The organism is Rhodanobacter hydrolyticus, assembly GCF_044904645.1.
This window is the reverse complement of the sequence record NZ_JADIKK010000008.1, coordinates 4,325,220-4,350,420: the sequence shown is the minus strand read 5'-3', so window position 1 is coordinate 4,350,420 and position 25,201 is coordinate 4,325,220. Positions and strand designations below refer to the sequence as shown.

The window sequence follows — 25,201 nt, the reverse complement described above, 5'->3', positions numbered from 1 at the left end:
ATCGGATGGCCACCACGTTTGCAGAATGATTCCGACCTGCGGCGGTCCATGCACGTTGATTCGCTGCAAGCGACTGCCATACCCCTAGAGCCCGGCAACCATAGCGCGATTAAACGCCGTTTACCATTACGCATCTTGGCCATTATCGGCAGCGCAGTGAGCGGGCTTGAATCGATCGGCTTGAATAGCGATGCACAGGCAAGCCTGATTGCTGCCTACATCACTCGCACGTCACCTGTGCCTGGCCGCTCTTCGAACGGCAATGACCGGGCCGTCGAGGAACTGGATCTCTCCCATATCGGGCGCGGCCACCATCCAGCCGTCGATGGCCTACTCGCCTTGATAGACAGCGCCGAAAGCTTCCGGCGGTGCACGATTGTGAAAGCCGCGGACGCTCAGCGTCTGAAATGGATTTCCTCGCCCTGACGGTCGCGGTCCCAGCCACGCAGCTCGTCGCGGATGTGGGCGATGCGCTGGCGACCGAGCGCGTTGCGTTCTTCGTCCAGCACCTGCCCGTCCAGCAACTCGGCAAGGCGCTGCGCGGTGGGCAGCATGGTGTCCCATGCGTCGAGCGCGGGCAGCTGCGCGGGCAAGGTCATGAAGAAGCTGAGGCCGGGCGTGCGCAGTACGTCGAGTCTGGACAGATCGAAGCTGCCCGGCTTGAGCATGTTGGCGACGCTGAAGATCGGACCAAGCTCGCGCTTGCCGTCGGCGAGCCGATGGTAGATGCCCATGTCGCCGAACTCGAGGCCTGCCTTCTCGGCGGCCACGATCAGATCGGGGCCGTGGAAACTGGAGCCTTCGCGCGCCACCACGAACAGGGTGACGATGCGTTCCACCGGCATCTGCGCAGGACGACGACCGAGGTCGGAGCGCGGCGGCGGCCGGTTCGGCTGTGGCGCGGAAACGGGCGCAGCGCCCGCGGGAGCCGACGCTGGCGCCGCCGGAACGCTGCCGGCCGGCGCGGCGGCCGGTTCGGCCGAGGCCGACGGCGCACGCAATGCATCCACGATGGCGGCAGCCTGCCCGGCCAGCTTGCTGCGCGACACACCGGTGCTGCGTTCGCCCGAAAGCGTGGCGCCGAGGCGTTCGAGTTCTTCGCGCAGACCTACATCGAGCTCGCCCTGCTTCGGCGGCACCGCGTTTTCGTCGAAACGCAGTTCATCGGTGGCGCTGAAGGAAAGCCCGTCGGCGTCGCCGCGCTCGCCCAGCGTGGGTTCGCGGCGTTCGCCGCCCGTGTTGTTCGGCACCGGTCCCGGCGGCATGCGCCGCTTGCCCTGCTGTTCCTTCTTCGGCTGGCCAAACAGCCAGACCAGGGCGAGCACGACCAGGCCAACGATGAACATCGGTATGCCGACAGCCGGGTTCCAGCCAAGGGCAAGCACGGGTTGCAGCGTCATCATCGGTTCCTCATCGGTTCGTTCGCCGCGGGTGGCGAACGCACTTCCTCAGTTCAATCACGCGGGCGCCGCAGGCGGCACTCACGCGGTGCCCGCCAGTTTAGCCGCTTCGGCCAGGTCCACCTGCACCAGGCGCGATACGCCGGGCTCGCGCATGGTCACGCCGCAGAGCTGGCTGGCGGCTTCCATGGTGGCCTTGTTGTGGCTGATGAAGATGAACTGCACCCGCTCGCTCATCTCGCGCACCATGCTGGAGAAGCGGCCCACGTTGGCTTCGTCCAGCGGCGCGTCCACCTCGTCGAGCAGGCAGAACGGCGCGGGGTTGAGGTTGAAGATGGCGAATACGAGGGCCACCGCGGTGAGCGCCTTCTCGCCGCCGGAGAGCAGCGAGATGTTGGACGGGCGCTTGCCGGGCGGCCGCGCCATGATCGCCACGCCGGTGTCGAGCAGGTCGTCGCCGGTGAGTTCGAGGTAGGCATGGCCACCGCCGAACAGGCGCGGGAACAACTCCTGCACGCCGGCGTTGACCTTGTCGAAGGTCTCCTTGAAGCGCGCACGCGTTTCGCGGTCGATCTTCTTGATCGCGCCTTCCAGCGTCTCCATTGCGCTGGTGAGGTCGCTGAGCTGGTTGTCGAGATAGGTCTTGCGCTCGCTCTGTTCGGCGTGCTGCTGGATCGCGGCGAGGTTCACTGGTTCGAGGCGAACGATCTTCTGTGCGAGCTCGGCCAGTTGCTGTTTCCACTCCGAGGCATCCACGTTCTCCGCCAGTTCGGCGAGCAGGGTTTCTAGCTCGAGGCCGGAAGCCGCGATGGCTTCGGCCAGCTGCTCGGCGCGCAACTGCAAGGCCTGCGCGGCGAGGCGCTTTTCGGAAAGGTTTTCACGCAGGTTGGCGAGGCTCTGTTCGGCAAGGTGCCGGCGCTGTTCCAACTGGCGGAAAGCGATATCGCATTCCTCCAGTGCACGGCGCGCTTCCACCAACTGCTTGTCCACCAGCAGACGCTGGTCGAGATAGGTCTGCCGCTCGGCTTCGAGCTCGGCGATGGGGTCGGATCCCGCGGCGAGCTGTTCGGCGATCTCGCCTCGACGCGCCTCGATCTGGCGCAACTGGTTCTCCATGCGCGCCAGTGCCTGTTCCAGCGAGGCCAGCGAGGAACGCTTGGATTCCAGCGACAGCGCCAGCGCGTGAGCCTGGTCGGCGGCCTCGCGCGCGTTCATGCGCGCGGCCTCGCGGGCCTCCAGCAGGGCACGGCGTTCGTTCTCCAGTTCGCGGCGCTGGTCCTCGAGGTCGCCCATATGGCCGACCGACTCGTCCAGCCGCGCGCGTGCCTCGCGGGTCTGCGCCTGCAGCTCGTCCAGTTGCTCTATCAACGTTGCCAGTTCACCGGCCACTTTCTCGCCGCGGGCGCGGGCGGTTTCCAGCTTGCCGCGATGGCTTTGCAGCTGACCGGCGAGTTCCGACTGGCGGCGATGCGCGTTGTACAGCTCGCGCTGGGTGTCGTCGCGGGCGCGTTCGGCCTCGAATTTGCGGGTGCGCTGGTCGTCGAGCTGGGCGGTGCATTCCTCGATGCGCGCTTCCAGCGCGGCGACCTGTTCGGCCAGCGTGCGGATCTCGCGCTCGCGCGCCAGCACGCCCACCTGGTTGCCTTGCGCGCGGCGTACGCGTGCCCAACCCGGGCCCAGCCACTCGCCACCACGGGTGATCACCGACTGGTACGGCGCCAGCGCGGACAGGCCGGCAACGCGCTGGTGCGCCTCGTCCAGCGTCTCGGCAATAAGCACGTGACCGAGGATGGCCATGGCCGCCGCCGGGCCTCGCACGTGCGCGGCCAACGTGCCGGCAGTGTTGGCACCGCCCTCGGCGGCATCGAGCAGTGCGACATCGGCGTTTTCCAGCGCACTGAAGTCCGCGGCCAACGCGTGTGCGCCATCGACCAGCACGCTGTCGATGAAGCCGGAGAGCACGGTTTCCACCGCGGTTTCCCAGCCGGCTTCCACCTGCAGCGTCTCGCCGAGGCGTGGCGACTTGTCCAGGCCCAGCCGCGCCAGCCATTGGCTGGCTGCGTTTTCTTCCTGGCCCAGCGCAGCGTGCTGCAGGGCTTCCAGCGAGGAGTGTCGGCCACGCGCCGTCTGCAGCTGAGAGCGCGACTCGTTGAGCGCCGACTGCAGCTGGCGTTCCTCTTCCAGCACCTTCTCGTGGTTGCTCTTGTGCTGGTCGAGCAGGCTGCCCAGCGATTCCACCTTCTCGCGCTGGGTGTCGTGCTCCAGATGCATCTGCTCGGCGGCAGCGTCCAGTGCGACGAGGTCGGTGGCCTTCTGTTCGGCTTCCAGCGCTTCACGGCGCCTGGCGAGGTCGATGGCCTGGCGATCGAGATAGTTGAGCTTGGTGCGCTCCACTTCGGCCGCACGGTTGGATTCGCCGGCGGTACGGGTGTGTGTGTCCCAGCGCTGCTGCCAGTCGGCAAGCTTGGTTTCGGCGCTGCGTTGGGCCTCGGCAGTGTCGTCCTGCATCTGCTGCAGGGCTTCGAGCCTGGGTTCGCCTTCGGCCAGCGCCATGCGCAGCGTTTCGACCTGTGCACGGTCGCCGGCGATGTGCTCGGCCAGTTCGTTGTGTTCGCGCTCGGCCTCGCCCTGCGCGCGCTGCAGGCGCTCCGCGGTTTCGCGGTTGTGGCGTACTTGCTGTTCGACGCGGGCGATTTCGGCGCCGACCTTGTAGACCTCGGCCTGCACCGAGCCCAGGTGCTCGCCGGCATCGGTGTGGCGTTCGCGCACGGCCTCGATCTGCGCCTCGATTTCGCGCTGGCCGGCCAGTTGCTTCTCGATCTCGATCTCGGCGGCGGACAGCCCGGCCCCTTCGCCATCGTGCTGGCCCTTCAGCGCGCGGTATTCCAGCGCGCGCAGCTCGGCCTGCTTGCGGGTTTCCTCTTCCTTGTAGGCCTTCCAGCGCTCGGCGGCGCGAGCCTGGCGGTTGAGTTGTTCGAGCTGCTTGTCCACCTCGTCGCGCACGTCCTTCACGCGATCGAGGTTCTCGCGGGTGGCTTTGATGCGGCTCTCGGTTTCCTTGCGGCGTTCCTTGTACTTGGAGATGCCGGCGGCTTCCTCCAGGTGCGTGCGCAGTTCCTCCGGGTGCGCCTCGATGATCTGCGAGATCATGCCCTGCTCGATGATCGAGTAGCTGCGCGGACCCAGGCCGGTGCCGAGGAACAGGTCGGTGATGTCGCGGCGGCGGCAGCGCGCACCGTTGAGGAAATAGGCGGACTGGCCGTCGCGCGTCACCTGGCGCTTCACCGAGATCTCGGCGTACTGGCCGTACTCCCCCTGCACCGTACCGTCCGCGTTGTCGAAGATCAGCTCGACGGTGGCCTGACCCACCGGCTTGCGCGAGGTGGAGCCGGAGAAGATCACGTCGGTGAGCGAATCGCCGCGCAGGCGGCTGGCCGCGCTCTCGCCCATCACCCAGCGGATCGCGTCGATGATGTTGGACTTGCCGCAGCCGTTCGGTCCCACCACGCCGGTCATGTTGGCCGGAAGATGCAAGGTGGTCGGATCGACGAAGGATTTGAAGCCGGCGAGTTTGATCGTGGTCAGGCGCATGCGGTCATCGCAGGGAAATCGGAGGGCGCCCAAAGGGCTGGGCGACAGGGCACTGTGCCAAAGGAGGGGCGGTGCCGCAACGCATTTCTACATGATGTTTCACTGAAGAAATGTGTTGTATCGTATTGTTTGTTAATTATTTTCTACTTCGCATCTATAGACAGCGCGTGGATGCCGCGGTTCATCAGGTCATCGAGCGTGGCATAGATCATCCGATGGCGCTTGATCGGCAGCACGCCGGCGAACGCGGGGCTGACGATGCGCACGTGGAAATGTCCCTTGCCTTCCCCTGCGTGGCCGCGGTGCAGATGGCCCTCGTCCACCACCTCCAGCTCGGTGGGCGAGAACGCGGCCGCAAGGCGGACGCGGATCTGCTCGGCCATCGCTTCGCTCATGGCAGGGTCTTGCGGAACGGCTTGACGCTCACTTCGGCGTAGACACCGGCAGCCACGTAGGGATCAGCGCCCGCCCAGGCCTCGGCGTCCGCCAGCGAGGCGAACTCGGCCACGATCATGCTGCCGGTGAAGCCGGCCGGACCGGGATTCTCCGACTCGATCGCCGGGAACGGACCGGCCAGCAACAGGCGCCCTTCTTCCTGCATCTTGTTCAGCCGTTCCAGGTGCTCGGGGCGGGCGGCGAGGCGCTTGTCCAGCGAACCGGGATGATCCTGGGCGATGATCGCGAACCACATGGGCAAGGCTCCGTTGCGAGTCGAAACCGCAATTTTACCCGACTGTGCCGCCAGTCATGTGCATTGCCCGCTTGAAGCGGACGTGGCGATGCCCACTTTGCGTGTCGTCATCAACGACGTGTTGGGGAGAGCGTTACATGTGGACGATGTTCGTGAACGGGATCGTCGCGCTGCTGGGCCATCTGGCGGCAGGGCTAGACGGCAGCTATGGCCTTGCGGTGATCGCACTCGCGCTGGCCGTACGGCTTGCGCTGCTGCCGATGACCCTGCATGCCGCCGAACAGGGCTGGTTGCGCCAGCGCAGACTGGCCACGTTGAAGCCCCAGTTGGAACGCCTGCGCGAGCACCATGCGAAGAACCCCGCGGCGCATGCAGCCGCCATGCAATCGCTTTACCGCGAACACGGTATAACCAGCGGACTCGGCAGCGGCTTGCTCACCGCGCTGGTGCAGGCGCCGATGAGCGCGGGCATCTATGCGGCGATCCGCCAGGGCATGACCAGCATGGGTTCCTTCCTCTGGATACCGAAACTGGCGCGGCCCGACCTGTGGCTGGCGCTGTCGGTGGCAATGCTGGGCATGGCCGCGATGCTGCTCAATCCCATGCTGCCCGAGCAGGCACGCACCCTGCTGCACTGGCTGCCGGTGGCGATCTCGTTCTTCATGGTGTGGCACGTGGCCGCCGGGCTGGGCCTGTACTGGCTGGGCTCGGGCAGCGTGACCGTGCTGCAGAACCTGCTGCTGCGGCAGCGCGTCCGACGCCTGCCAGCCTGAAACGCACAAGGCCCGCGAGGCGACTCGCGGGCCTTGTTGCCATATCCCGGCGGAGAGGTTCAGGCCTCGGGCCGCATGTACGGGAACAGCAGCACGTCGCGGATCGAGGCGGAGCCCGTGAGCAGCATCACCAGGCGGTCGATGCCGATGCCGAGGCCGCCGGTGGGCGGCAGGCCCACTTCCAGCGCGCGGATGTAGTCGGCGTCGAAGTGCATGGCCTCGTCGTCGCCGGCATCCTTGGCGTCCACCTGGGCCTGGAAGCGCGCGGCCTGGTCTTCCGGGTCGTTCAACTCGGAGAAGCCGTTGGCGAGCTCCTTGCCGTTGACGAACAGCTCGAAGCGGTCGGTGATGCCCTTGTCGCTGTCGTTCTCGCGCGCCAGCGGCGACACCTCGACCGGATGCTGGGTGATGAAGGTGGGTTGGACCAGGGTGTGCTCCACCGTCTTCTCGAAGATCTCCAGCAGCAGCTTGCCCCAGCCGTAGCCGTCCTTGACCTGCACGCCCAGGCGCTTCGCGTGCGCAGCCATCGCCGTGCGGTCGCGCAATTCTTCGCGCTTGATCTCGGGGTTGTGCTCCAGCACCGCGTCTTCCATCGTCCAGCGGCGGAAGGTCGGGCCGACGTCGATCTGCGCGCCATCCCACTCCAGGTGCGTGGTGCCCAGCACGTGCCGTGCGGTATCGCGGATCACCGACTCGGTGAGGTCCATGATCTCGTTGTAGGTGGCGTAGGCCTGGTACAGCTCCAGCATGGTGAACTCGGGATTGTGCCGGGTGGACACGCCCTCGTTGCGGAAGTTGCGGTTGATCTCGTACACGCGGTCGAAGCCGCCGACCACCAGGCGCTTCAGGTACAGCTCCGGCGCCACGCGCAGGAACAGGTCGATGTCCAGCGCATTGTGATGGGTGATGAAGGGCTTGGCCGTGGCGCCGCCGGGGATCACGTGCATCATCGGCGTCTCCACTTCCATGAAGCGGCGCGGTTCGGCTTCCAGCCACTGGCGGATGAAGCCGATGATGCGCGAGCGCTTCTGGAAGGTGTCGCGCGCTTCCTGCGTGACGATCAGGTCCACGTAGCGCTGGCGGTAGCGCTGCTCCACGTCGGCCATGCCGTGGTGCTTGTCGGGCAGCGGGCGCAGGCTCTTGGTGAGCAGGCGCAGCGCGTCCACCTTCACCGACAGCTCGCCGGTCTTGGTGCGCATCAGCACGCCTTCGGCGCCGACGATATCGCCCATGTCCCAGCCCTTGAAGGCATCGTAGACGTCGCCCACGGTACCGGCATGGATGAACAGCTGGATGCGACCGGTCATGTCCTGGATCTGCGCGAAGCTGACCTTGCCTTGCACGCGCTTGAGCACGATGCGGCCGGCCACCTTCACGCGACGCTGTGCGGCTTCGATGGCCTCGGCATTGTGCTTATCTTTGTCGGCGTACTCATCCTGCAGGTCGCCGACGAAGCTGTCCATCCTGAAGTCGTTGGGAAACGCGATGCCCTGCCCGCGCAATGCCGTGAGTTTTTCGCGGCGTTCGGCGATCAGCTTGTTTTCGTCTTGGGTATCGTCGCTCATGAGGCTTCCGTGATGGCCGGTGCTGGCACCGGTGGCTGCATATCTGAAATAGAACCGTTCGTCCCGAGCGCAGGTCCGCAGGATCGAAGTCGAAGGAACTGCGCGAGACGCTTCGACTTCGCTTGCTTACGCAAGCAATGCTCAGCGCGAACGGTCAGAAGGCGGTCAATTGCCCTTGCCGAACGCTTTCTTGGTCGCGTCCTTGGTGGCGTCCCAGCCTTCCTTAGCACCGTGGCCGATGGCGGTACCGGCGCTCTTGACGCCATGACCGACGGCGACGCCAGCTTTCTTGGCACCGTGGCCAATACCCGTGCCGGCTTCCTTCGCCCCGTGGCCGACCTTGGTGGCGACGTTCTTGGTGGCGTGCCCCACCGCCCGTGCACCGGTGGCGACACCGTGGCCTACGTCCTTTGCGCCCTGCTTGATGTCCTGGCCTGCGCTCTGCGCACTCGCGCCAAACGCCGTGAATGCGGCGCAGGCAAACAGGATGCTGCAAATCTTCTTGGCATTCATGCTGGCTACCTCCGTCTGTGTTGGGAACCGGGAAAGCTCTATACAGGCGACCTTCCGTATCGCGGCTGAAGCCGCGATACGGATTCCTCAGGCATCGATGCGCTTGGCGCCCGCATCCAGACCGGACTTCAGGCTGGCCTCGATGAACTCGTCGAGGTCGCCGTCCAGCACCTTCTGCGTGTCGGAACGCTCCACGCCGGTGCGCAGGTCCTTGATGCGGCTCTGGTCGAGCACGTAGTTGCGGATCTGGCTGCCCCAGCCGATGTCGGACTTGGTCGCTTCCAGCGCATCTTTCTCGGCATTGCGCTTCTGCACTTCCAGCTCGTACAGCTTGGCAGCCAGCATCTTCATCGCGCGGTCGCGGTTGGCGTGCTGGCTGCGCTCGGTCTGGCAGGCCACCACCACACCGCTGGGCACGTGGGTGATGCGCACCGCGGACTCGGTCTTGTTCACGTGCTGGCCACCGGCGCCGGACGAACGGTAGACGTCGGTCTTCAGGTCGGCCGGATTGATCTCGATGTCGATGTCGTCGTCGACTTCGGGCGAGACGAACACGCTGGTGAAGCTGGTGTGGCGGCGGTTGTCGGAATCGAACGGCGACTTGCGCACCAGGCGGTGCACGCCGATCTCGGTCTTCAGCCAGCCGTAGGCATAGTCGCCTTCGACGCGGAACGTGGCCGACTTGATGCCCGCCACTTCGCCGCCGGAGGCTTCCAGCAGCTCGGTCTTCCAGCCGCGCGATTCGGCCCAGCGCAGGTACATGCGCAGCAGCATTTCGGCCCAGTCCTGCGCCTCGGTGCCGCCGGCGCCGGCCTGGATGTCGACGAAGGCGTTCGCCGAATCCATCTTGCCGGAGAACATGCGCTGGAATTCCAGCTTGCCGACACGGGCTTCGAGCTTGCCGACGTCGTCCGTGACCGAAGCGACGGTTTCCTCGTCGCCGTCGGCGGCGGCCATTTCCACCAGCTCACCCGCGTCGGAGAGGCCGGCGGTGAGTTCGTCGATGCCGGTCACCACCGTGTCCAGGCGCGCGCGTTCGCGGCCCAGTTCCTGCGCGCGCGGCGGATCGTCCCACACGGTGGGGCTTTCCAGTTCGCGGCTTACTTCTTCGAGGCGCTCACGCTTGGTGGCGTAGTCAAAGATACCCCCTAAGCGACTCGACGCGGGCCGTGAGGTCCGCGATCTGCGCGAGGATCGGATTGGTCTCGATCATGGATGGTGAAAACGGTGGAGAAAGGCCGTCCATGTTAACAGAGCGCCCCATGACATGGCCCTGTCCACCGACCCGGATTTGCCGCGTTGGCGTTCGGAATGCCATCGATCCGGGAAATCTTCGTGCGCCTTCGCCCTGTTTTCGCCCTGCTTGCCATGCTTGCCGCCACCGTGGCCGCGATGCCGGTGGCTGCGGCAGACAATCCGCCAGCCGCCACCCCGGCGGATACCGTGCAAGTCATCAACACCGCCCTGGTCAAGGTGGATACCGATGCCTTGGACAAACTCCTCCGACAAAACGATCCGCTGACGCGGGTGCTGGCCGCGATGGCGCTGGACCGCGTGCATGGGCGCCTGGCCCAGTCCAGCACCGAGGCCGCAACCTGCAAAAATGGCCTGATCAACAACCAGCCACAGGTAGCGCTGTATTGCGCGCTGTTCGCATTGGGCAACCTGCGCCTGTCCGGTCAGGACCATGCCGCCAGCACAGCGATGCAGCAACTACCGCAACAATTCCAGGGCAAGCTGCCGGCCGCGCAATGGGAGCAGCTGAACCATTTTGTAGCCCTGCAGACCGGGCAGGCGGTGACTGAAGCGGAGCTGCCGAGCACGGGCTTCGACATCCCGGTACATGCCGGCAGGCATCATGGCAATCGCGAAAGTGACGACGACACCATCGACGCGCAAATCAACGGCAAGCCAGTCGCGCTACGTGTCGGCACCAGCAGCGCCTATGTCGTACTGGATCAGGACACTGCCCAGGGCCTGGGCATCCAGGTCGCAGCTGAAAGCGCCGACAAGGACCACCCGGCATCGCCAACCTTCGCCACTTTGGACAGCCTGAGTTTCGCCGGCGCCACCTTCCGGCATGTGCCGGTGCAGGTCGTGCCTGGCGCGCACATCCATGCCATCGGCATGGGCCTCTTCAAGTATCTGCGCACGTTCCGCATGGCGCGCGACAACATCCAGGTCTACGGCCCGACCGACGCCCGCCCGGCCTGCGATGACGCGATGCTGCTCGCCAGCGATGCAGGCGGAAGCACCGGCCTGCGCCTGGCTGTGCAGCTGGGCATAGACGATGCGCAAAGCGTGGCGATGCTGAGCCTCGACAGCCCGTTCTATCTCTATGGCAACAAGGATGCGCCGGCAGCACCAAGCCATGGAGGCGGACATCGCATGGGTGGGATGGGCGGCATGGGCGGCGGAGGCATGGGGAGCATGGGCGGCGGCCGTGGCGGCAGCGCGCGCAGCACGCTGGAGGTCACGCTCGATGGCAAGACCCTGCGGATGCCCTATGTCGCCGCGCGCAGTCCGAACCTGCCATGGGACTACGCGCTGGGCCATGCCATGCTCGACGACATGGACCTCTACGTGGACTTCAACAGCCAGCACACTTGTCTGCTGAAACATTGAGGCCTGTCGACGCCAGATGGAGTGCACATCCCGGTGTGCATCCATTGCTGCCCGGAATATTTCGCGGCCGCTCTTCTCCCCTTTCCTACCCGGGAGAGAGCCGGGGGAGAGGGGCCGTACCTGCCACGGCATCTCGCTCTGCCCGAACCTTCTCCCGGCTGCCGCCCCCTCTCCCGGAGGGAGAGAGATTCACTATCCGGCGTTCGCGCGAATTCAAGTCGCCCGGCTTCACTGTTTGGAGCAAGGGTCCGCGGTGCCAGGAGTCTGGACACAGGAGTTCGGATATCCCGAACAGCAATGGGCGTGCCCTGGAATAACCGCTTGAACCTTCGGCGTCGTTACAACGCCTTTTCGTGCACTCCGCGCACCGCGCGACCCGACGGATCGGCCATGCCGGCAAAGCTCGCATCCCATTCGATCGCAACCGGCGAGGAGCACGCGATGGACTTGCCGCCCGGCACGGTGGCCGCGCTGGCTTCGCCCGGATAATGCTGTTCGAAGATTCGGCGGTAGAAGTACGCCTCCTTGGTGGCGGGAGTGTTGAACGGAAAGCGGGCCGCGGCGGCGGCGAATTCGCGGTCGCTCACCATCTGCTCGGCGTTCGCCTTCAGTCCGTCGATCCAGCCGTAGCCCACGCCGTCGCTGAACTGCTCCTTCTGGCGCCAGAGGATTTCCTTCGGCAAGGCACCGTCGAATGCGGCACGCAGCACATGCTTTTCGATCCTGCCGTTGCCGGCCATCTTGTAGGTGGCGTCCATGCCCATTGCCACGTCGATGAACTCGAGGTCGAGGAACGGCACGCGCGCCTCCACGCCCCAGGCCATCATCGCCTTGTTCGCACGCAGGCAGTCGTAGCTGTGCAGTGCGTCGAGCTTGCGTACGGTTTCCTCGTGGAAAGCCTCCGCCGAGGGTGCCTTGTGGAAGTACAGGTAGCCGCCGAAGATCTCGTCCGAACCCTCGCCCGACAGCACCATCTTCACTCCCATCGCCTTGATGCGGCGAGCCAGCAGGTACATCGGCGTGGCGGCACGAATGGTGGTGACGTCGTAGGTCTCCAGATGCCGGATCACCTCGGGCAGCGCGTCCAGCCCTTCCCAGAAGGTGTAGACGAAACCGTGGTGCACCGTACCCAGCGCATCGGCAGCAATCTGCGCGGCGGCAAGATCGGGCGAACCTTCCAGCCCGATGGCGAAGGAATGCAGGCGCGGCCACCACGCCTCGCTCCTGTCGTTGTCTTCGATACGCTCGCGGGCAAACTTCGCGGCGCAGGCGGCCACCAGCGAGGAATCCAACCCGCCGGAAAGCAGCACGCCATAGGGCACGTCCGTCATCAGCTGGCGATGCACGGCCCGCTCGAACGCTTCGCGCAGCTCGGCCGCAGGCACTTCGTGACCGCGCGTGGCGGCATGGTCGCGCCAGCCCTTCTCGTAGTAGCGGCGCAGCTCGCCGGTGGCGCTGTCGTACAGGTGGCCGGGCGGGAACGTGGCCACGTCGGCGCACACGCCGGACAGCGCCTTCATCTCCGAAGCCACGCAGAGGCGCCCCTGCTCGTCATGCCCCCAGTACAGAGGGCATACGCCGATGGGATCGCGCGCGATCAGGTAACGCTGCGCGGCGCCGTCCCACAGGGCAAACGCGAAGATGCCGTTGAGCTTGTGCAGGAAGTCCGCGCCGTATTCGCGGTAAAGCGCGTTGATGACTTCGCAATCCGATCCTGTGGTGAAGTCATAGCCGCTGGTATCGCGCAATTCGCGGTGGTTGTAGATCTCCCCGTTGACCGCCAGCGCCAGCGCGCCGTCGCGCGAGCGCAGCGGCTGCGCGCCGGAGGCCGGATCGACGATGGCGAGGCGCTCGTGCACCAGGATGACGCCAGCATCCACGAACACGCCGCTCCAGTCCGGGCCGCGATGGCGCTGGCGCTGCGACAGTTCCAGCGCCTGCCGGCGCAGGGCGGCGAGATCGTCGCCCGGTTGCAGGTCGAACATTCCGAAAATCGAACACATGGTGGGCGTTCCTCGTTTGCTGGTGATGAAAGCTCTATTTGAAAGTCGGCCACGGATGGCCGGTTTTGCTTTGCGTGGATGGAGCCACGCAATGGTCGATGCACGGCCATGGAGAGCCGGTCTTGCCTTCGCGCGGATGGATCCGCGCACAAATCAGACCCACAAAAAAACCAAGGCCCGCACTGGGCGGGCCTTGGTCGCGTGTCTGGTGGTGTTGCTTTCAGCTACGCGCGGGCCCGCCAACGATTGGCGTTACTGCTCGCGCGATTATTGTTGGCGACCGCCACGATGCCCGGCGCGGCAAGCGCGGTGGCGTTCGGAAACATGGCGGACGTGAAGGTCATGGAACGACTAGAACAGAAGGCTGGCGTTTGCGCAAGTGACGATTGGGCATGAAGGCATTTGGCCGTCCATGTACTCACCATGCACTGACCCGGTGACCCGGTGACCCGGCGCGGCATGCACTATTCCGCTGGTTCTGCGATCCAGCGCGTCGCTTCCTCCAGCCCGGCCAGCGCGAACAGGCGAAAATCGGCGGGCACCAGGAAACGCGTCGCCTTGGTCGCCGTGCGCAGCCACCGCACGTCGGTCACCAGCGCCACGCGGTCCCAGCCGCTGAGGTGGCGCATGCCGAGCATGGCGTCGTCCCACATCGCGCCGGCGTCGAAGCCGGTGAAGTCGGGGTCCACCACGAACAGCATGCGCAGTTTGCGATTGAGCGCGAACACCGCTTCCACGTCCGGCACCAGCACCTGCTCGTAGTCCGCCGCGGTCACCTGGCCGTGCGCGCGAAAGCCCACTGTACCGGGCGGCAATCCATCGATCTGTTCAAGCATGAGGGTCTCCGTGACGAGCGGGTGACCAGTGTGGGACGTACGTCGTGAACGCCGCGCGAGCTCAAAGTCTGTTCACGATCTCCAGGTGCCGCGCACGCAGAGCTCTGTGTATGCGCAGGCGAAAGAAGGCCGAAGGCACGCAGGGGAATCCATGGATGGATTCGGCCTTGAGAAGCGAGGAGTAGACGCCTGTCCAATATCGAATGATGAGGCCAGCCTATGGGCAAACAAACTCGGCTCATTAGGCTCTCATCGAGTGGCCGCCACGCGGCGCACGGTTGCTGGACAGGCGCTACGCCGCGCGCTGCCACTCGATGGCAACGCCCGGCACTTGGAGATCGCGAACAGACTCTCAGGCCGGCTCGATGTGGCGCAGCAGCAAGCGCGGTGACTCGCGGCCCTGCCAGTCGTTGACCACGAGTTCGTAGGCGGCGCGCAGACGCAAGGGTGGAGAGACGCTGCCGACGTTGAACATCACCGCGTCGTGCATGCTGCCGTCGCGCGGATCGCGCAGTCCCAGCCGCCAGTGGCCCTCGCCCATCGGCTTCCAGTTCGCGCATTCGAACACGTTGTCGAACAGGGGCTCGGGAAAGGCCTGCCCCCAGGGACCGGCGCTGCGCAGTTGCAAGGCCAGCTGCAGCGACAGGCTGCCTGCAGGAAGTTCGCCATCGGTGTAAAGAGCCGCTTGCAGGCGTTCCGGCGCAATCAGCTCGCGCGCGGCCGTGTCGAAAGCGGCGGCGAAGCGCGGGAAATCCGCCGTGCGCAGGCTCAGGCCGGCCGCCATCGCATGGCCGCCGAAACGTTCGATCAGGCCGGGCTGGCGGGCATCGATCATCGCCAACGCATCGCGCAGGTGGAAACCGGGAATCGAGCGCCCCGAGCCGCGGAGGTGTTCGGTGTCGGAGCGGTTGGTACGCACTTCTTGTGCGGAAGAATCAAGAAGCGGCGATCCGTCGCCGCACTCTTCAAGGGTGGCCGGCGCAAAGGCAATCACCGGCCGGTGCAGGCGCTCCTTCAGCTTGGAGGCCACCAGGCCCACCACACCCGCGTGCCACGAGGGTTCGTACAGCGCCACGCCCACCGCGTCGATATCGCTCAGGCCGGCCGTCATCGCCTCGGCTTCGGCCACCATCGAGGCTTGCAGGTCGCGGCGCTCGCGGTTGATCGCGTCGAGCTCCCCGGCGTAGCGGCGTGCCTGTGCGATGTCGTCGGTGAGCAGGCATTCCACGCCCAGTTGCATGTCTTCCAGCCTGCCGGCGGCATTGAGACGTGGCCCCACCGCAAAGCCGAGATCGCTGGCGCACAGCGTGGCCGCACTGCGCTTGCCGCACTCGATGAGCGCAGCGATGCCGGCACAGGCATAGCCATTGCGGATGCGCCGCAAGCCGGCCTCCACCAGTACGCGATTGTTGAAATCCAGCGGCACCAGGTCAGCCACGGTGCCGAGCGCCACCAGGTCGAGCAAGGTGGAGAGGTCGGGTCTGCCCTTTTCGGGAGTGCGTCCGTGGATGGACTCTTCTCGACCTTGGCGATCCGGACGATCGCCCGGGTAAAGCCGCGCGCGCAGTGCGAGCAGGAGATAAAACATCACGCCCACGCCGGCAAGCGCCTTGCTCGGGAAGCCGTCCCCGGCAAGGTTGGGATTCACCATCGCATCGCAACCCGGCAGCTGCTCGCCCGGCAGGTGGTGGTCGGTGACGATCACGCGCATGCCGAGTTCGCGCGCCCGCGCCACGCCGGCCACGCTGGCCACGCCGTTGTCCACGGTGACGATCAGTTGTGGCCGCGGTTGCAGCGAATCGACCAGCGCGGGCGTGAGCCCGTAACCGTGCACGAAGCGGTTGGGCACGGCATAAGCCACGCGCTTGGCGCCCAGCATGCGCAGGCCGCGCACGGCCACGGCGGTGCCGGTGGCGCCATCGCAGTCGTAGTCGCCGGCGATCAGGATGGCCCAATCGTCGCGGATGGCCTCGGCCAGCAGCTCGGTGGCGGCATCCAGGCCGCCCAGCGACTGCGGCAGCAGCAGATGCTGCAAGCGATGCGCCACGCCTTCGGGTCGCAGCACGCCTCGCGCGGCATAGACCCGCTGCAACACCGGGTGCACGGCGGCGTCCCAGCCGGACGGTTCGCCCTGCGATTCGCGCCGCCGCAGTTCCAGCACGCTCAATGCGGCACTCCACGCCAGAAGCGCCAGCGGTGCAGCGGCCGCCACGACCAGCGTTCGCCGCTGGCGAATGCGATGTGCAAAGGCTGTCGTTGCGCCAGCGTCTGGATGGCCGAGCACCATGCTTCGTCAAACTCCGCCGCAGGCAAGTCCTGCAGGTCGACCAGCCAGCCGGCTGGCACCGACGCCACGGCATCCTGCGTGCGTCCTGCGAACGGAATGCCTGCGCGCGCGGCCAGCGCAAGCAGCAACGCATCGCTGCCGACCACACCAGCAGATCGGCCTTGCAGCGACGCAGGCAGCCGCCCTGCTCCCCAAAACCACACGCTGTTGACAGGCGGCAGGCCACGCGACTGGCGCGCGACGTTCAAGGGATGCTGGTGCAGCGACACCTGCACTTCATTGAGCAGCATGCGCCACACGCGGCCTTCCGCGCCTTGTGGCAAGTGCTGGTACAAGTCCTCGCCCAACGCCTGCTCGGGCGTGGCGAAATCCGGCAGCCGCACCTCGTGCGCCAGGCGCAATTGCCAATGGTTGGGCGCGCCGGCCTCCAGTTGCAGGCCGGCTTCGGCGAAGGCCGGTTGCAGCACCTGTAAGAAGGCTTGCGCCTCGTCCATTTCCAGCGGCATCGAGCCGCAGGCAAGCATGCGCACACCGGCCATGTCCGGCTGTACCCAGGCGGGATCGGCATTGAGCCAGATGGCGTCGCCCGCATCGCCTGCCAGATGCTGGCGCAGCAGCGCCGCCGCCGGCAGCGTCGCTGCGCCAGCCTGGAAGGCATCGGCTAGCGCCGCGAGCCGGTCATGGCCGCAGTCTGCCTCGCGATCCGCGCGTACCAACAGGCGACGCAGCGGATGTGTGCGATCAAAGCGATCCAGCGCCGGCAGCCACAACTGCGTCGGTTGCGCGCTCATCGGCAATCAGGCTTCCAGTTCTTCGTAGAGGGCCATCCATTCCGTCTCCAGCGTTTCCTTCTCGCGGCGCAGTTCGGTCTGCTGCTGGCCGAGCTTCATCAACGCAGCGGTGGGGCCGTTGTAGGTTTCCGGGTCGGCCAGCTTAGCTTCCAGCGCAACCAGCTCGGCGTCGATGGCGGCCACGCGCGTCTCGATTTTCTTCACGCGCTGGCGCGAGGCCTTTTCGCTGTCGCGCTGCTGGGCCGCATTGCGGCGACGTTCTTCCGGCGATTCGACGGTTGCCGCAGGTTTCGCCTCGACCTTGGCGGATTTCCTGTTCGCCGAACCGCGCGCCCGCAGCCAGCGTGCGTAGTCGTCGAGATCGCCATCGAACGGCTCCACCACGCCGTCGGCCACGCGCCAGAAGCTGTCGCTGACCATGCCGAGCAGGTGACGGTCGTGCGACACCAGCACCAGCGCGCCGTCGAAGTCGGCCAGCGCATCGGCCAGCGCCTCGCGCATGTCGAGGTCGAGATGGTTGGTGGGTTCGTCGAGCAGCAGCAGGTTGGGCTTGTCCCAGGCGATCAAGGCCAGCGCGAGACGTGCGCGTTCGCCACCGGAGAAACCGTCCACCGACTCGAAGGCGCGGTCGCCGGCAAAGTTCCACGTGCCGAGGAAATCGCGCAGTGCCTGCGCGGCCACGCCGGGCGCCTTGTCCTGCAGATGGTCGAACGGGCTGGCGCCTTCGCGCAGGCTCTCCACCGTGTGCTGGGCGAAGTAGCCGATCTTCAGGTCCTTGTGCGCCTTGCGCTCGCCCGCCAGCGGCGTGAGCTCGCCCACCAGCGTTTTCACCAGCGTGGATTTGCCAGCGCCGTTGGGGCCGAGCAGACCGATACGTTCGCCGGCTTCGAGGCGGAAACGCACGTCGCGCAGGATGATCGTGGCCTCGCGGCTGGGCGCGTCGTGACCGGGCAGATGATCGTTGCCTTCCTCGCGCGAACCGGCCGGATAGCCGGCGTTCACCTCTTCCAGCTGCAGCATGGAATCGGGCACGCGATCAGGCCTGGCAAACTGGAAATGGAAGGCGCGTTCGGCGCGCACCGCCTCGGTGCCGGCCATCTTCTCCAGTCGCTTCATGCGCGACTGCGCCTGCTTGGCCTTGCTGGCCTTGGCCTTGAAACGGTCGATGAAGCTCTGCAGGTGCGCGCGCTCGGCCTGCTCGCGTTCGTGCGCGATCTGCTGCTGGCGCAGCTGTTCGGCGCGCAGACGCTCGAACGCGCTGTAGTTGCCGGTATAGAGGCGCGCGCCGCCATCGACCAGATGCAAGGTGTGGTCGATCACGCCGTCGAGAAATTCGCGGTCGTGCGAAATGATCAGCAAGGTGCCCTGGTAGCGCCGCAGCCACTCTTCCAGCCACAGCACGGCGTCGAGGTCTAAGTGGTTGGTCGGCTCGTCGAGCAGCAGCAGTTCGGACGGCGCCATCAGCGCGCGCGCCAGGTTCAGGCGCACACGCCAGCCGCCGGAGAACTCCTTGACCGCGCGTTCGTGCGTTTCCGGCGCGAAGCCGAGGCCGTGCAGCAGGCGGCCAGCACGGGCGCGGGCGTCGTAGCCGTGCAGTTCCTCGATGCGGTGATGCGCGCGCGCCATCGCCTCACTGTCGCCGCGCGCCTCGGCGTCGGCTTCGTCGCGCAGTGCGGTAGCCAGCTCGATGTCGCCACCCAGCACATAGTCGATCGCCGGATCGGGCAGCGCGGGCGTTTCCTGCGCGACGGAGGCCAGGCGCAGCCTGGCCGGCAGGTCGATGTCCCCGGCGTCGGCCTCCACCTGCCCCTGCAACGCGGCGAACAGGCTGGACTTGCCGCAGCCGTTGCGCCCGATCACGCCCAGCCGCCAGCCACTCTGGATCACCAGGTCGATGTCGGACAGCAGCAGGCGGCTGCCGCGGCGCAGGGCAAAATGGCGGAACGCGATCATGGGAACACTTCAATCGGGGCGAATCGGCCGCACATCATAACGGCTATGGGGATCACACCCGGCGCCACCAACCGTGGATAGTCGTCGGCAGTTCTGCTACAACGGCGCGGCAACGCCACGTGCGGAGAGGGGATCATGTCCAAGCATTGCTACAACCTGCCCTTGCTGGCAGCCATCGCTATCGGATTCAGCGGCTTCGCCGCGCCGCAAATGGCCCGCGCCGACAACCTGCTGATCCATCGCGTGCAGCAGGAGAACACCATGAACCTACCGACGCGCGGCATGAGCATGGCGCAGGTCGAACAGCGCTACGGCGCACCGCAGCGCAAACTCGCGCCGCGCGGCGGTGACAGCAGCAAGCATCCGGTCATCAACCGCTGGGAATACGCGGACTTCATCGTATATTTCCAGGGCAGCCACGTGATCCATTCGGTGCTCAACACGCCGGCCGGCAACAACACCAATCCGGCCGCCACGAACTGATTGCCGGCTCCCAATCGCGGCCCGCGGCAATGCGGGCCGCTTTTTTCATGCCGCACACTTCTGTGCCGCCCTTGCGGCGCCGTTCGGGCGCGCAAAGCGGCGCCCCGCCGTTTTGCGCTGTGCGTATCGCTTAAAATGAGCGGCCCTGCGCCCCGGTGGCGCCGTCCGACCCGCACGAGTATCTCCTCATGACCGAACCCCGCTGGCGCCTGCCCGCCGAATGGGAGCCGCAAGCCGCGGTGTTGATCGCCTGGCCGCATGCGGGCACCGACTGGGCCGAACGCCTTGCAGAGGTGGAAACCACCTACGTGGCGCTGGCCGCAGCGGTCACGCGCTTCCAGCGCCTGATCGTGGTGGTGGCTGATGCCGATGTGCGTACCCATGCCGAAACCCTGTTGCGCGCGGCGGGTGTCGAACTTGCCCGCATCCGTTTCATCGAGCTCCCCTACGACGACACCTGGTTGCGCGACTCCGGTCCGATCACCCTCGCCGACGGCGACGGCAACTTCCAGCTCGCCGATTTCCGTTTCACCGGCTGGGGCGGCAAGTTCGGCGCCGAACAGGACGACGCGCTGATCGCGGGCCTCGTCGATGCCGGGGTGTTCGGCAAGGCCGGCCACCGCCGCATCGACTGGGCGCTGGAAGGCGGCGGCATCGAGAGCGACGGCGTCGGCAGCGTGCTCACCACCTGGAAGTGCCTCAGCCAACGCCACCCCGAACAGAGTCGCGCGGCGATGGACGCCGTCCTGATGGACAGCCTGCACGCCCATCGCATCCTGTGGCTGGATCACGGTTACCTGGAAGGCGACGACACCGATGCGCACATCGACACCCTTGCCCGCTTCGCGCCTGGCGAACGCATCGTGTACCAAGCCTGCAATGACGCCGGCGACAAACACCACGACGAGCTCGCGCGCATGGGCGACGAACTCGCCGCATTGCGCACTACCGATGACCGCCCCTATCGGCTGCACCCGCTGCCCTGGGCCCAGCCCATCATCGACCAAGGCCGTCGCCTCGCCGCCTCGTACGCGAACTATCTGATCGTCAACGGCGCCGTACTGGTGCCCGCCTATGGCGACGCGGTCGACGACGAGGCCGCGCGCATCATCGCCACTGCGCATCCCGACCGCGAAGTGGTGCAGGTGCCCTGCCGTCCGCTGATCTGGCAGAACGGCAGCCTGCACTGCATCACCATGCAGTTGCCTGCCGGGCTGGTCGATTAAGTTCACGCGTGACCATCGCACGCCTGGAGATATTCGCAAGGCGGCGCCAGCGCATCGCTGCCGCGCCCTTCGCCGAGTTCTCGATCTTCCAGGTGCGCGCGGGCCGCAAGCGCATAGGCAACGGACAACGTCAGGACGAAATCCCTGCCGGCGGTTTTGCCGCGGTGGCGCCTGGACAGTTGCTGCATGTGGAGAACCTGCCGCCGGACGATGGCGCGTATCGCGCCGTCTGCCTGTGCCTGCCGCAGGCGATGCTGACGACTGCCGACCTGGCGCCCGCCGATGCACCGCCCTGGGCGGCACTGCCTGTCCAGCGCGCCTTGGAACAGGCGTTTGCCCACGTCGAGCAAGGCGTCTCCGAACAGCTCCCGGAAAACCTGCTGCGCCACCGTGTCGCCGAACTGGTGGCCGCCGTGGCGCTGGCCGGTTACCGAGCGCCGATGCCGCGCGACCGCGGGCTGGGCGAGCGCATTCGCCTGCTGCTCAACACACAGCCCGCACGCGAGTGGCGCGCAGAAGCCGTGGCCGCGCAACTCGCGCTCAGCACCGCCACGCTGCGCCGTAGGCTGGCCGAAGAGGCGACAAGCTTCCGCGGGATCCTGGAAGAGGTGCGGCTCACCCACGGGCTGGCCTTGGTGCAGGGCTCGCACAAGCCGCTCAAGCAAGTGGCCGTCGAGTGCGGCTATGCCTCGCCTTCGCGCTTCACCGCGCGTTTCCGCGAACGCTTCGGCAGCTTGCCCTCCGAGCTGCGTGATTGAGCGGATCGAGCGAGCGCTTGCGCGTTTGGAGCCACCGCGACGATGCGATGCCACGCACCATGCGTGCACTCCGTCCCCGCGAGGTTCCCCATGCGCCGCCTGATTGCCACACTGTTTGCATCCGCCTTTGCTCTGGGTGCCCATGCCGCCGACTTCCGGGTGCAGGTCGATGGCGAACACGGCCACCTGCCCCGGAGCAGCAGCTTCCATGGTTTTGGCTGCACCGGCGGCAACCGCGCACCCGCCGTGCACTGGCAGCACGCACCGGCCGGCACGCGCAGCTATGCGCTGACCGTTTACGACCCGGATGCTCCCACGGGTAGCGGCTGGTGGCACTGGGTGGTGATCAACCTGCCGGCCTCGAACACTGCGCTGCCGGCCGGCGGCGACTTGCCGACCGGCGCACTTGCGGTGCGCAACGACTATGGCCAGGCAGCCTGGGGCGGCCCTTGCCCACCCAAGGGCGATGCGCCGCACCACTACATCTTCACCGTGTATGCGCTGGACGTGCCTTCCATGGAGCTGCCGGAAGGCGCTTCGCCGGCACTGGCCGGCTTCATGATCCACGGCCATACGCTTGGCAAAGCCCATGTCACGTTGACCTACGGCCGTTGAATGATCGGCGGGAGCGCATGTGGCCCGGGCTTTCCGTGTCCTGCGTTTTCGCGCTCTCGACGCCGCCGTCACGGCTTGCCGTTGCGGAAAAAGCGTTCGCGTACCTTCTCTTCGTCGTGGTAGTGCGTGTACGGCTTGAGCAGGTCATAGCGAGTGACCATGCCGACCAGGGTGCGACGGTCCGGGCCGACCACCGGGATGCGATCGAGCTTTTCCACCGCGGCGCGCACGGCCACGCTCTGGCAGCTCTCGTCGGGCAAGGCGACCACCGGTTCCTTGTCCACCACTTCGGCCAGCCGCGCGCTACCTGCAGGATCGTCCCGCAGCCAGCGCTGCACGTCCTGCCGGTTGACCACGTTGAGCAGGCCGCCTTCGGCATCCACCACGGGAAATGCGCGGTATCGCTGGTCTGGACCGAAATAACGTTCGGACAGCTCACGCACGCTGACATCACCAGGTACGGTGATCATTGTGGTGGTCATCACCTCGCGCACGGGGATGTGCTCGAGCCGGTCCACCGTGTATTCGCGGAAGATGTCCAGACCACGGCGCGCGATCTTCTCGGTGAGGATCGAGCGCTTCATCAGGAATACGCTCACGCCGTAGGCCATGGTGCAGGACACCAGCAGCACTGGCAGTGCGCTGGCGTTGTGGGTGAGCTCGAGCGCGAACATGATCGAGGTGAACGGCAGGCGCATCACCCCGGCCAGCATCGCGCCCATGCTGAGCAAGGGCCACAGCAACGGATCCTGGCCGGGAAACACCATCGACTCCAGCCCGCCCAGGCCGGCACCCAGCGACAACAGCGGCGCCAGCACGCCGCCGGACGTGCCCGAACCGAGATAGATCACCCACATCGCGGACTTCACCAGCATGAACACCAGAATCGCCATGCCTACCAACTGGCCGTTAAGCAACCTGTCGATCACGCCGTAGCCCACGCCCAGCGCCTGCGGTTCGATCACGCCGCCGACGCTTACCGCCACCGCGCCGATCAGCGGCCACCACATCCAATGCACCGGCAAGCGGTGGAACAGATCCTCCGCGCGATACACCAATGCAGTGAGCGCCGTGGCAAGCAAGCCGGCGAGGAAGCCGCACACTGCGGCCAGGCCGAAGGTCGGCAGGCTTACCTCGAATGCCGTCGCCAACGGAAACAACGCGCCGGGGCCGAGCAACCACATGCGCAGCGCGTCGGCCACAAAGCAAGCGATCGCCACCGGAATCGTGCTGCGCGGGCGCAGCTCGAACAGCAGCAGTTCCACCGCCAGCAGGGTCGCCGCGATCGGCGTGCCGAAGGTCGCCGCCATGCCGGCGCACGCGCCGGCCACCAGCAAGGTGCGGCGTTCCATCGAGGTGAGATAGAACATCTGGCCGAACAGCGAGCCCACCGCGCCGCCGGTCATGATGATCGGCCCTTCCGCGCCGAACGGGCCGCCGGTGCCGATTGCGACCGCCGCGGACAGCGGCTTCAGGATCGCCACTTTCGCCATCATCTTGCTGCGGCGGAACAGGATCGCCTCCAGTGCCTCCGGGATGCCGTGCCCGCGGATGCGGTCGCTGCCATAGCGCGCCATCAGCCCCACCAGCAGGCCGCCTACCAGCGGCGCCAGCACGATCGCCCACAACGGAGCGTGCAGGGCCGGCGCGATGAAATCGAAGGAGAACTGCTGGCGGAACGCCAGGTTGGTGACCAGGCCGATCATCCGGTACAGCACGTACGCGACGAAGGCCGCAGCGATACCCACGAACACGGCCATCAGCGAGAGCTTGAGGATGCTGACACTGGGGCGGAAATCGCTCTGACTCAGCGTGTCCTGCTTCCAGCGTTCGTACTTGCGCAGCAGCCAGTTGGCGACAGCGTTCATGCGGCACACCCGCCACCGATGCCGCAGCACCGGATCATGCGTCCGTCTGCACCAACCATCGGCCACCTCCGTCAGGGAAGCATCGCTGCGATCCAGAGTAGCCCAAACGGCAGTCATGGCGGACGGCCTTGTTACACTATGCGGCGCAAACTCTCACGCCGAATCGCCATGACCCGCAAAATCCTGAAAGCCGCCTTGTTGCAGGAAACCGACCGCGGCAGCCGCGACGCCAACCTCGATGCGATCGAGGCCGGCCTGCGCGAAGCTGCCAAGGCCGGTGCCGAACTGGTGTTGCTGCAGGAGCTGCACAACGGCCCGTATTTCTGCCAGCACGAGTCGGTCGACCTGTTCGATCTCGCGGAAAGCATCCCCGGCCCCAGTACCGCCCGCATCGGCAAGCTGGCTGAGGAGCTGAAGCTGGTGGTGGTGGCCTCGCTGTTCGAGAAGCGCGCGGCGGGGCTCTACCACAACACGGCCGTGGTATTCGACCGCTCGACGGCGATCGCGGGCAAGTACCGCAAGATGCACATTCCCGACGACCCGGCGTTCTACGAGAAGTTCTACTTCACGCCAGGCGACCTTGGTTTCGATCCGGTCCAGACCTCGGTAGGCAAGCTTGGCGTACTGGTGTGCTGGGACCAGTGGTATCCCGAAGCCGCGCGCCTGATGGCGCTGGCCGGCGCGGAGCTGCTGCTCTACCCCACCGCGATCGGCTGGGACCCCAACGACGCACAGGAAGAGAAGGATCGCCAGCGCGAAGCCTGGGTCACCGTACAGCGTGGCCACGCGGTGGCGAACGGCCTGCCGCTGCTGGCCTGCAACCGCACCGGCCACGAGGCCGACCCTTCGGGCACGGGCGCGGGCATCCAGTTCTGGGGCACCAGCTTCGTCGCCGGACCGCAAGGCGAATTCCTCGCCAGGTCCGGCACCGATCAGCGCGAGCTGCTGCTGGTCGAGATCGACATGCAGCGCAGCGAGCACGTGCGTCGCATCTGGCCGTTCCTGCGTGACCGTCGCATCGACTCCTACGGCGACCTGCTCAAGCGTTTCCGGGACTGAATTTTGCCTTTGCGGTGATCGCTGATCGCGAAAACCACATGAGCGGCCACCCATAACCGTACTCTTCGATTCCATGGCGATCATCCCTATCGCGAAAATCACACGGGCGGCCATTCATGGCCGCACTCTTCAATTTCATGGCGACTATTCCCAGCGACGAAAAT

At 66.3% G+C, this 25,201-nt stretch carries 21 protein-coding genes; 8 read left to right on the top strand and 13 right to left on the bottom strand.

The features are described 5' to 3' along the window. Positions 1 to 48 precede the first annotated feature (48 nt). Positions 49 to 426, top strand: coding sequence for a hypothetical protein (locus tag ISP25_RS21990; protein WP_404611717.1), 378 nt, complete (start codon positions 49 to 51; stop codon positions 424 to 426). On the opposite strand, the gene zipA is transcribed toward ISP25_RS21990, so the two are convergent. The 4 genes from zipA to ISP25_RS21970 form a co-directional block, all read right to left on the bottom strand. Next, entirely contained in the window at positions 396 to 1,400 is a 1,005-nt protein-coding gene (zipA, locus tag ISP25_RS21985; RefSeq protein ID WP_404611716.1) for a cell division protein ZipA, read from the bottom strand. The genes ISP25_RS21990 and zipA overlap by 31 nt on opposite strands. 81 nt (positions 1,401 to 1,481) lie before the next feature. Continuing rightward, positions 1,482 to 4,991: a chromosome segregation protein SMC gene (smc, locus tag ISP25_RS21980; protein ID WP_404611715.1), complete on the bottom strand. Its 3,510-nt coding sequence runs from the start codon at positions 4,989 to 4,991 to the stop codon at positions 1,482 to 1,484. Between the two features lie 143 nt (positions 4,992 to 5,134). Continuing rightward, complete coding sequence (locus tag ISP25_RS21975) at positions 5,135 to 5,386, bottom strand: BolA family protein (protein ID WP_404611713.1); 252 nt, start codon at positions 5,384 to 5,386, stop codon at positions 5,135 to 5,137. Further along, entirely contained in the window at positions 5,383 to 5,682 is a 300-nt protein-coding gene (locus tag ISP25_RS21970) for a YciI family protein (protein ID WP_192157551.1), read from the bottom strand. Before ISP25_RS21970 ends, ISP25_RS21975 begins: the two co-directional genes overlap by 4 nt. A gap of 137 nt (positions 5,683 to 5,819) precedes the next feature. On the opposite strand from ISP25_RS21970, the gene yidC reads away from it, so the two are divergent. Then, positions 5,820 to 6,455, top strand: a complete 636-nt coding sequence (yidC, locus tag ISP25_RS21965; RefSeq protein ID WP_192157553.1) for a membrane protein insertase YidC — start codon at positions 5,820 to 5,822, stop codon at positions 6,453 to 6,455. Positions 6,456 to 6,514: 59 nt separating this feature from the next. On the opposite strand, the gene lysS is transcribed toward yidC, so the two are convergent. From lysS to prfB, 3 genes are all read right to left on the bottom strand, one after another. After that, a complete protein-coding gene (gene lysS / locus ISP25_RS21960; protein WP_404611711.1) occupies positions 6,515 to 8,020 on the bottom strand; it encodes a lysine--tRNA ligase in 1,506 nt (501 codons plus the stop codon). Between the two features lie 165 nt (positions 8,021 to 8,185). Next, positions 8,186 to 8,533, bottom strand: a complete 348-nt coding sequence (locus ISP25_RS21955) for a hypothetical protein (protein WP_404611709.1) — start codon at positions 8,531 to 8,533, stop codon at positions 8,186 to 8,188. 87 nt (positions 8,534 to 8,620) lie between these two features. Further along, positions 8,621 to 9,746 (bottom strand): peptide chain release factor 2 gene (gene prfB, locus ISP25_RS21950; RefSeq protein WP_192157559.1). Its coding sequence is split into 2 segments (ribosomal slippage): positions 8,621 to 9,670 and positions 9,672 to 9,746, totalling 1,125 coding nucleotides; the frame shifts between segments, so codons are not numbered across the junction. Positions 9,747 to 9,844: 98 nt separating this feature from the next. On the opposite strand from prfB, the gene ISP25_RS21945 reads away from it, so the two are divergent. Continuing rightward, a complete protein-coding gene (locus ISP25_RS21945; protein WP_404611706.1) occupies positions 9,845 to 11,158 on the top strand; it encodes an aspartyl protease family protein in 1,314 nt (437 codons plus the stop codon). Positions 11,159 to 11,496: 338 nt separating this feature from the next. On the opposite strand, the gene asnB is transcribed toward ISP25_RS21945, so the two are convergent. From asnB to abc-f, 5 genes are all read right to left on the bottom strand, one after another. After that, the gene (asnB, locus tag ISP25_RS21940) at positions 11,497 to 13,161 is read right to left on the bottom strand and encodes an asparagine synthase B (RefSeq protein WP_404611704.1); all 1,665 of its coding nucleotides are present in this window, start codon (positions 13,159 to 13,161) and stop codon (positions 11,497 to 11,499) included. Positions 13,162 to 13,625: 464 nt separating this feature from the next. Then, complete coding sequence (locus ISP25_RS21935) at positions 13,626 to 13,997, bottom strand: SpoIIAA family protein (protein WP_192157566.1); 372 nt, start codon at positions 13,995 to 13,997, stop codon at positions 13,626 to 13,628. A gap of 352 nt (positions 13,998 to 14,349) precedes the next feature. Next, the gene (locus ISP25_RS21930) at positions 14,350 to 16,209 is read right to left on the bottom strand and encodes a single-stranded-DNA-specific exonuclease RecJ (RefSeq protein WP_404611702.1); all 1,860 of its coding nucleotides are present in this window, start codon (positions 16,207 to 16,209) and stop codon (positions 14,350 to 14,352) included. After that, positions 16,161 to 17,075 carry a phosphoglycerate mutase gene (locus tag ISP25_RS21925; RefSeq protein WP_404611701.1) on the bottom strand — a complete coding sequence of 305 codons (915 nt, stop codon included), beginning with the start codon at positions 17,073 to 17,075 and terminating at the stop codon, positions 16,161 to 16,163. The genes ISP25_RS21930 and ISP25_RS21925 overlap by 49 nt, the downstream gene beginning before the upstream one ends. A 6-nt stretch (positions 17,076 to 17,081) precedes the next feature. Next, on the bottom strand, positions 17,082 to 19,028 hold the full coding sequence (gene abc-f / locus ISP25_RS21920; protein ID WP_404611699.1) for a ribosomal protection-like ABC-F family protein: 1,947 nt from the start codon (positions 19,026 to 19,028) through the stop codon (positions 17,082 to 17,084). A gap of 135 nt (positions 19,029 to 19,163) precedes the next feature. On the opposite strand from abc-f, the gene ISP25_RS21915 reads away from it, so the two are divergent. The 4 genes from ISP25_RS21915 (at position 19,164) to ISP25_RS21900 (ending at position 22,110) form a co-directional block, all read left to right on the top strand. Further along, complete coding sequence (locus ISP25_RS21915) at positions 19,164 to 19,511, top strand: hypothetical protein (protein ID WP_404611697.1); 348 nt, start codon at positions 19,164 to 19,166, stop codon at positions 19,509 to 19,511. 188 nt (positions 19,512 to 19,699) lie between these two features. Then, positions 19,700 to 20,737 (top strand): agmatine deiminase family protein, encoded by a 1,038-nt coding sequence (locus tag ISP25_RS21910; RefSeq protein WP_404611695.1) that lies wholly within the window; start codon positions 19,700 to 19,702, stop codon positions 20,735 to 20,737. A gap of 8 nt (positions 20,738 to 20,745) precedes the next feature. Next, a complete protein-coding gene (locus ISP25_RS21905) occupies positions 20,746 to 21,495 on the top strand; it encodes a helix-turn-helix transcriptional regulator (RefSeq protein WP_404611693.1) in 750 nt (249 codons plus the stop codon). 90 nt (positions 21,496 to 21,585) lie between these two features. Then, positions 21,586 to 22,110, top strand: a complete 525-nt coding sequence (locus ISP25_RS21900; RefSeq protein ID WP_404611691.1) for a YbhB/YbcL family Raf kinase inhibitor-like protein — start codon at positions 21,586 to 21,588, stop codon at positions 22,108 to 22,110. Positions 22,111 to 22,178: 68 nt separating this feature from the next. On the opposite strand, the gene ISP25_RS21895 is transcribed toward ISP25_RS21900, so the two are convergent. Continuing rightward, the gene (locus ISP25_RS21895; protein WP_192157584.1) at positions 22,179 to 23,978 is read right to left on the bottom strand and encodes a chloride channel protein; all 1,800 of its coding nucleotides are present in this window, start codon (positions 23,976 to 23,978) and stop codon (positions 22,179 to 22,181) included. 168 nt (positions 23,979 to 24,146) lie between these two features. Here ISP25_RS21895 and ISP25_RS21890 point away from each other — a divergent pair, with 168 nt between their 5' ends. Further along, complete coding sequence (locus ISP25_RS21890; RefSeq protein WP_192157586.1) at positions 24,147 to 25,037, top strand: carbon-nitrogen hydrolase; 891 nt, start codon at positions 24,147 to 24,149, stop codon at positions 25,035 to 25,037. Positions 25,038 to 25,201 lie beyond the last annotated feature (164 nt).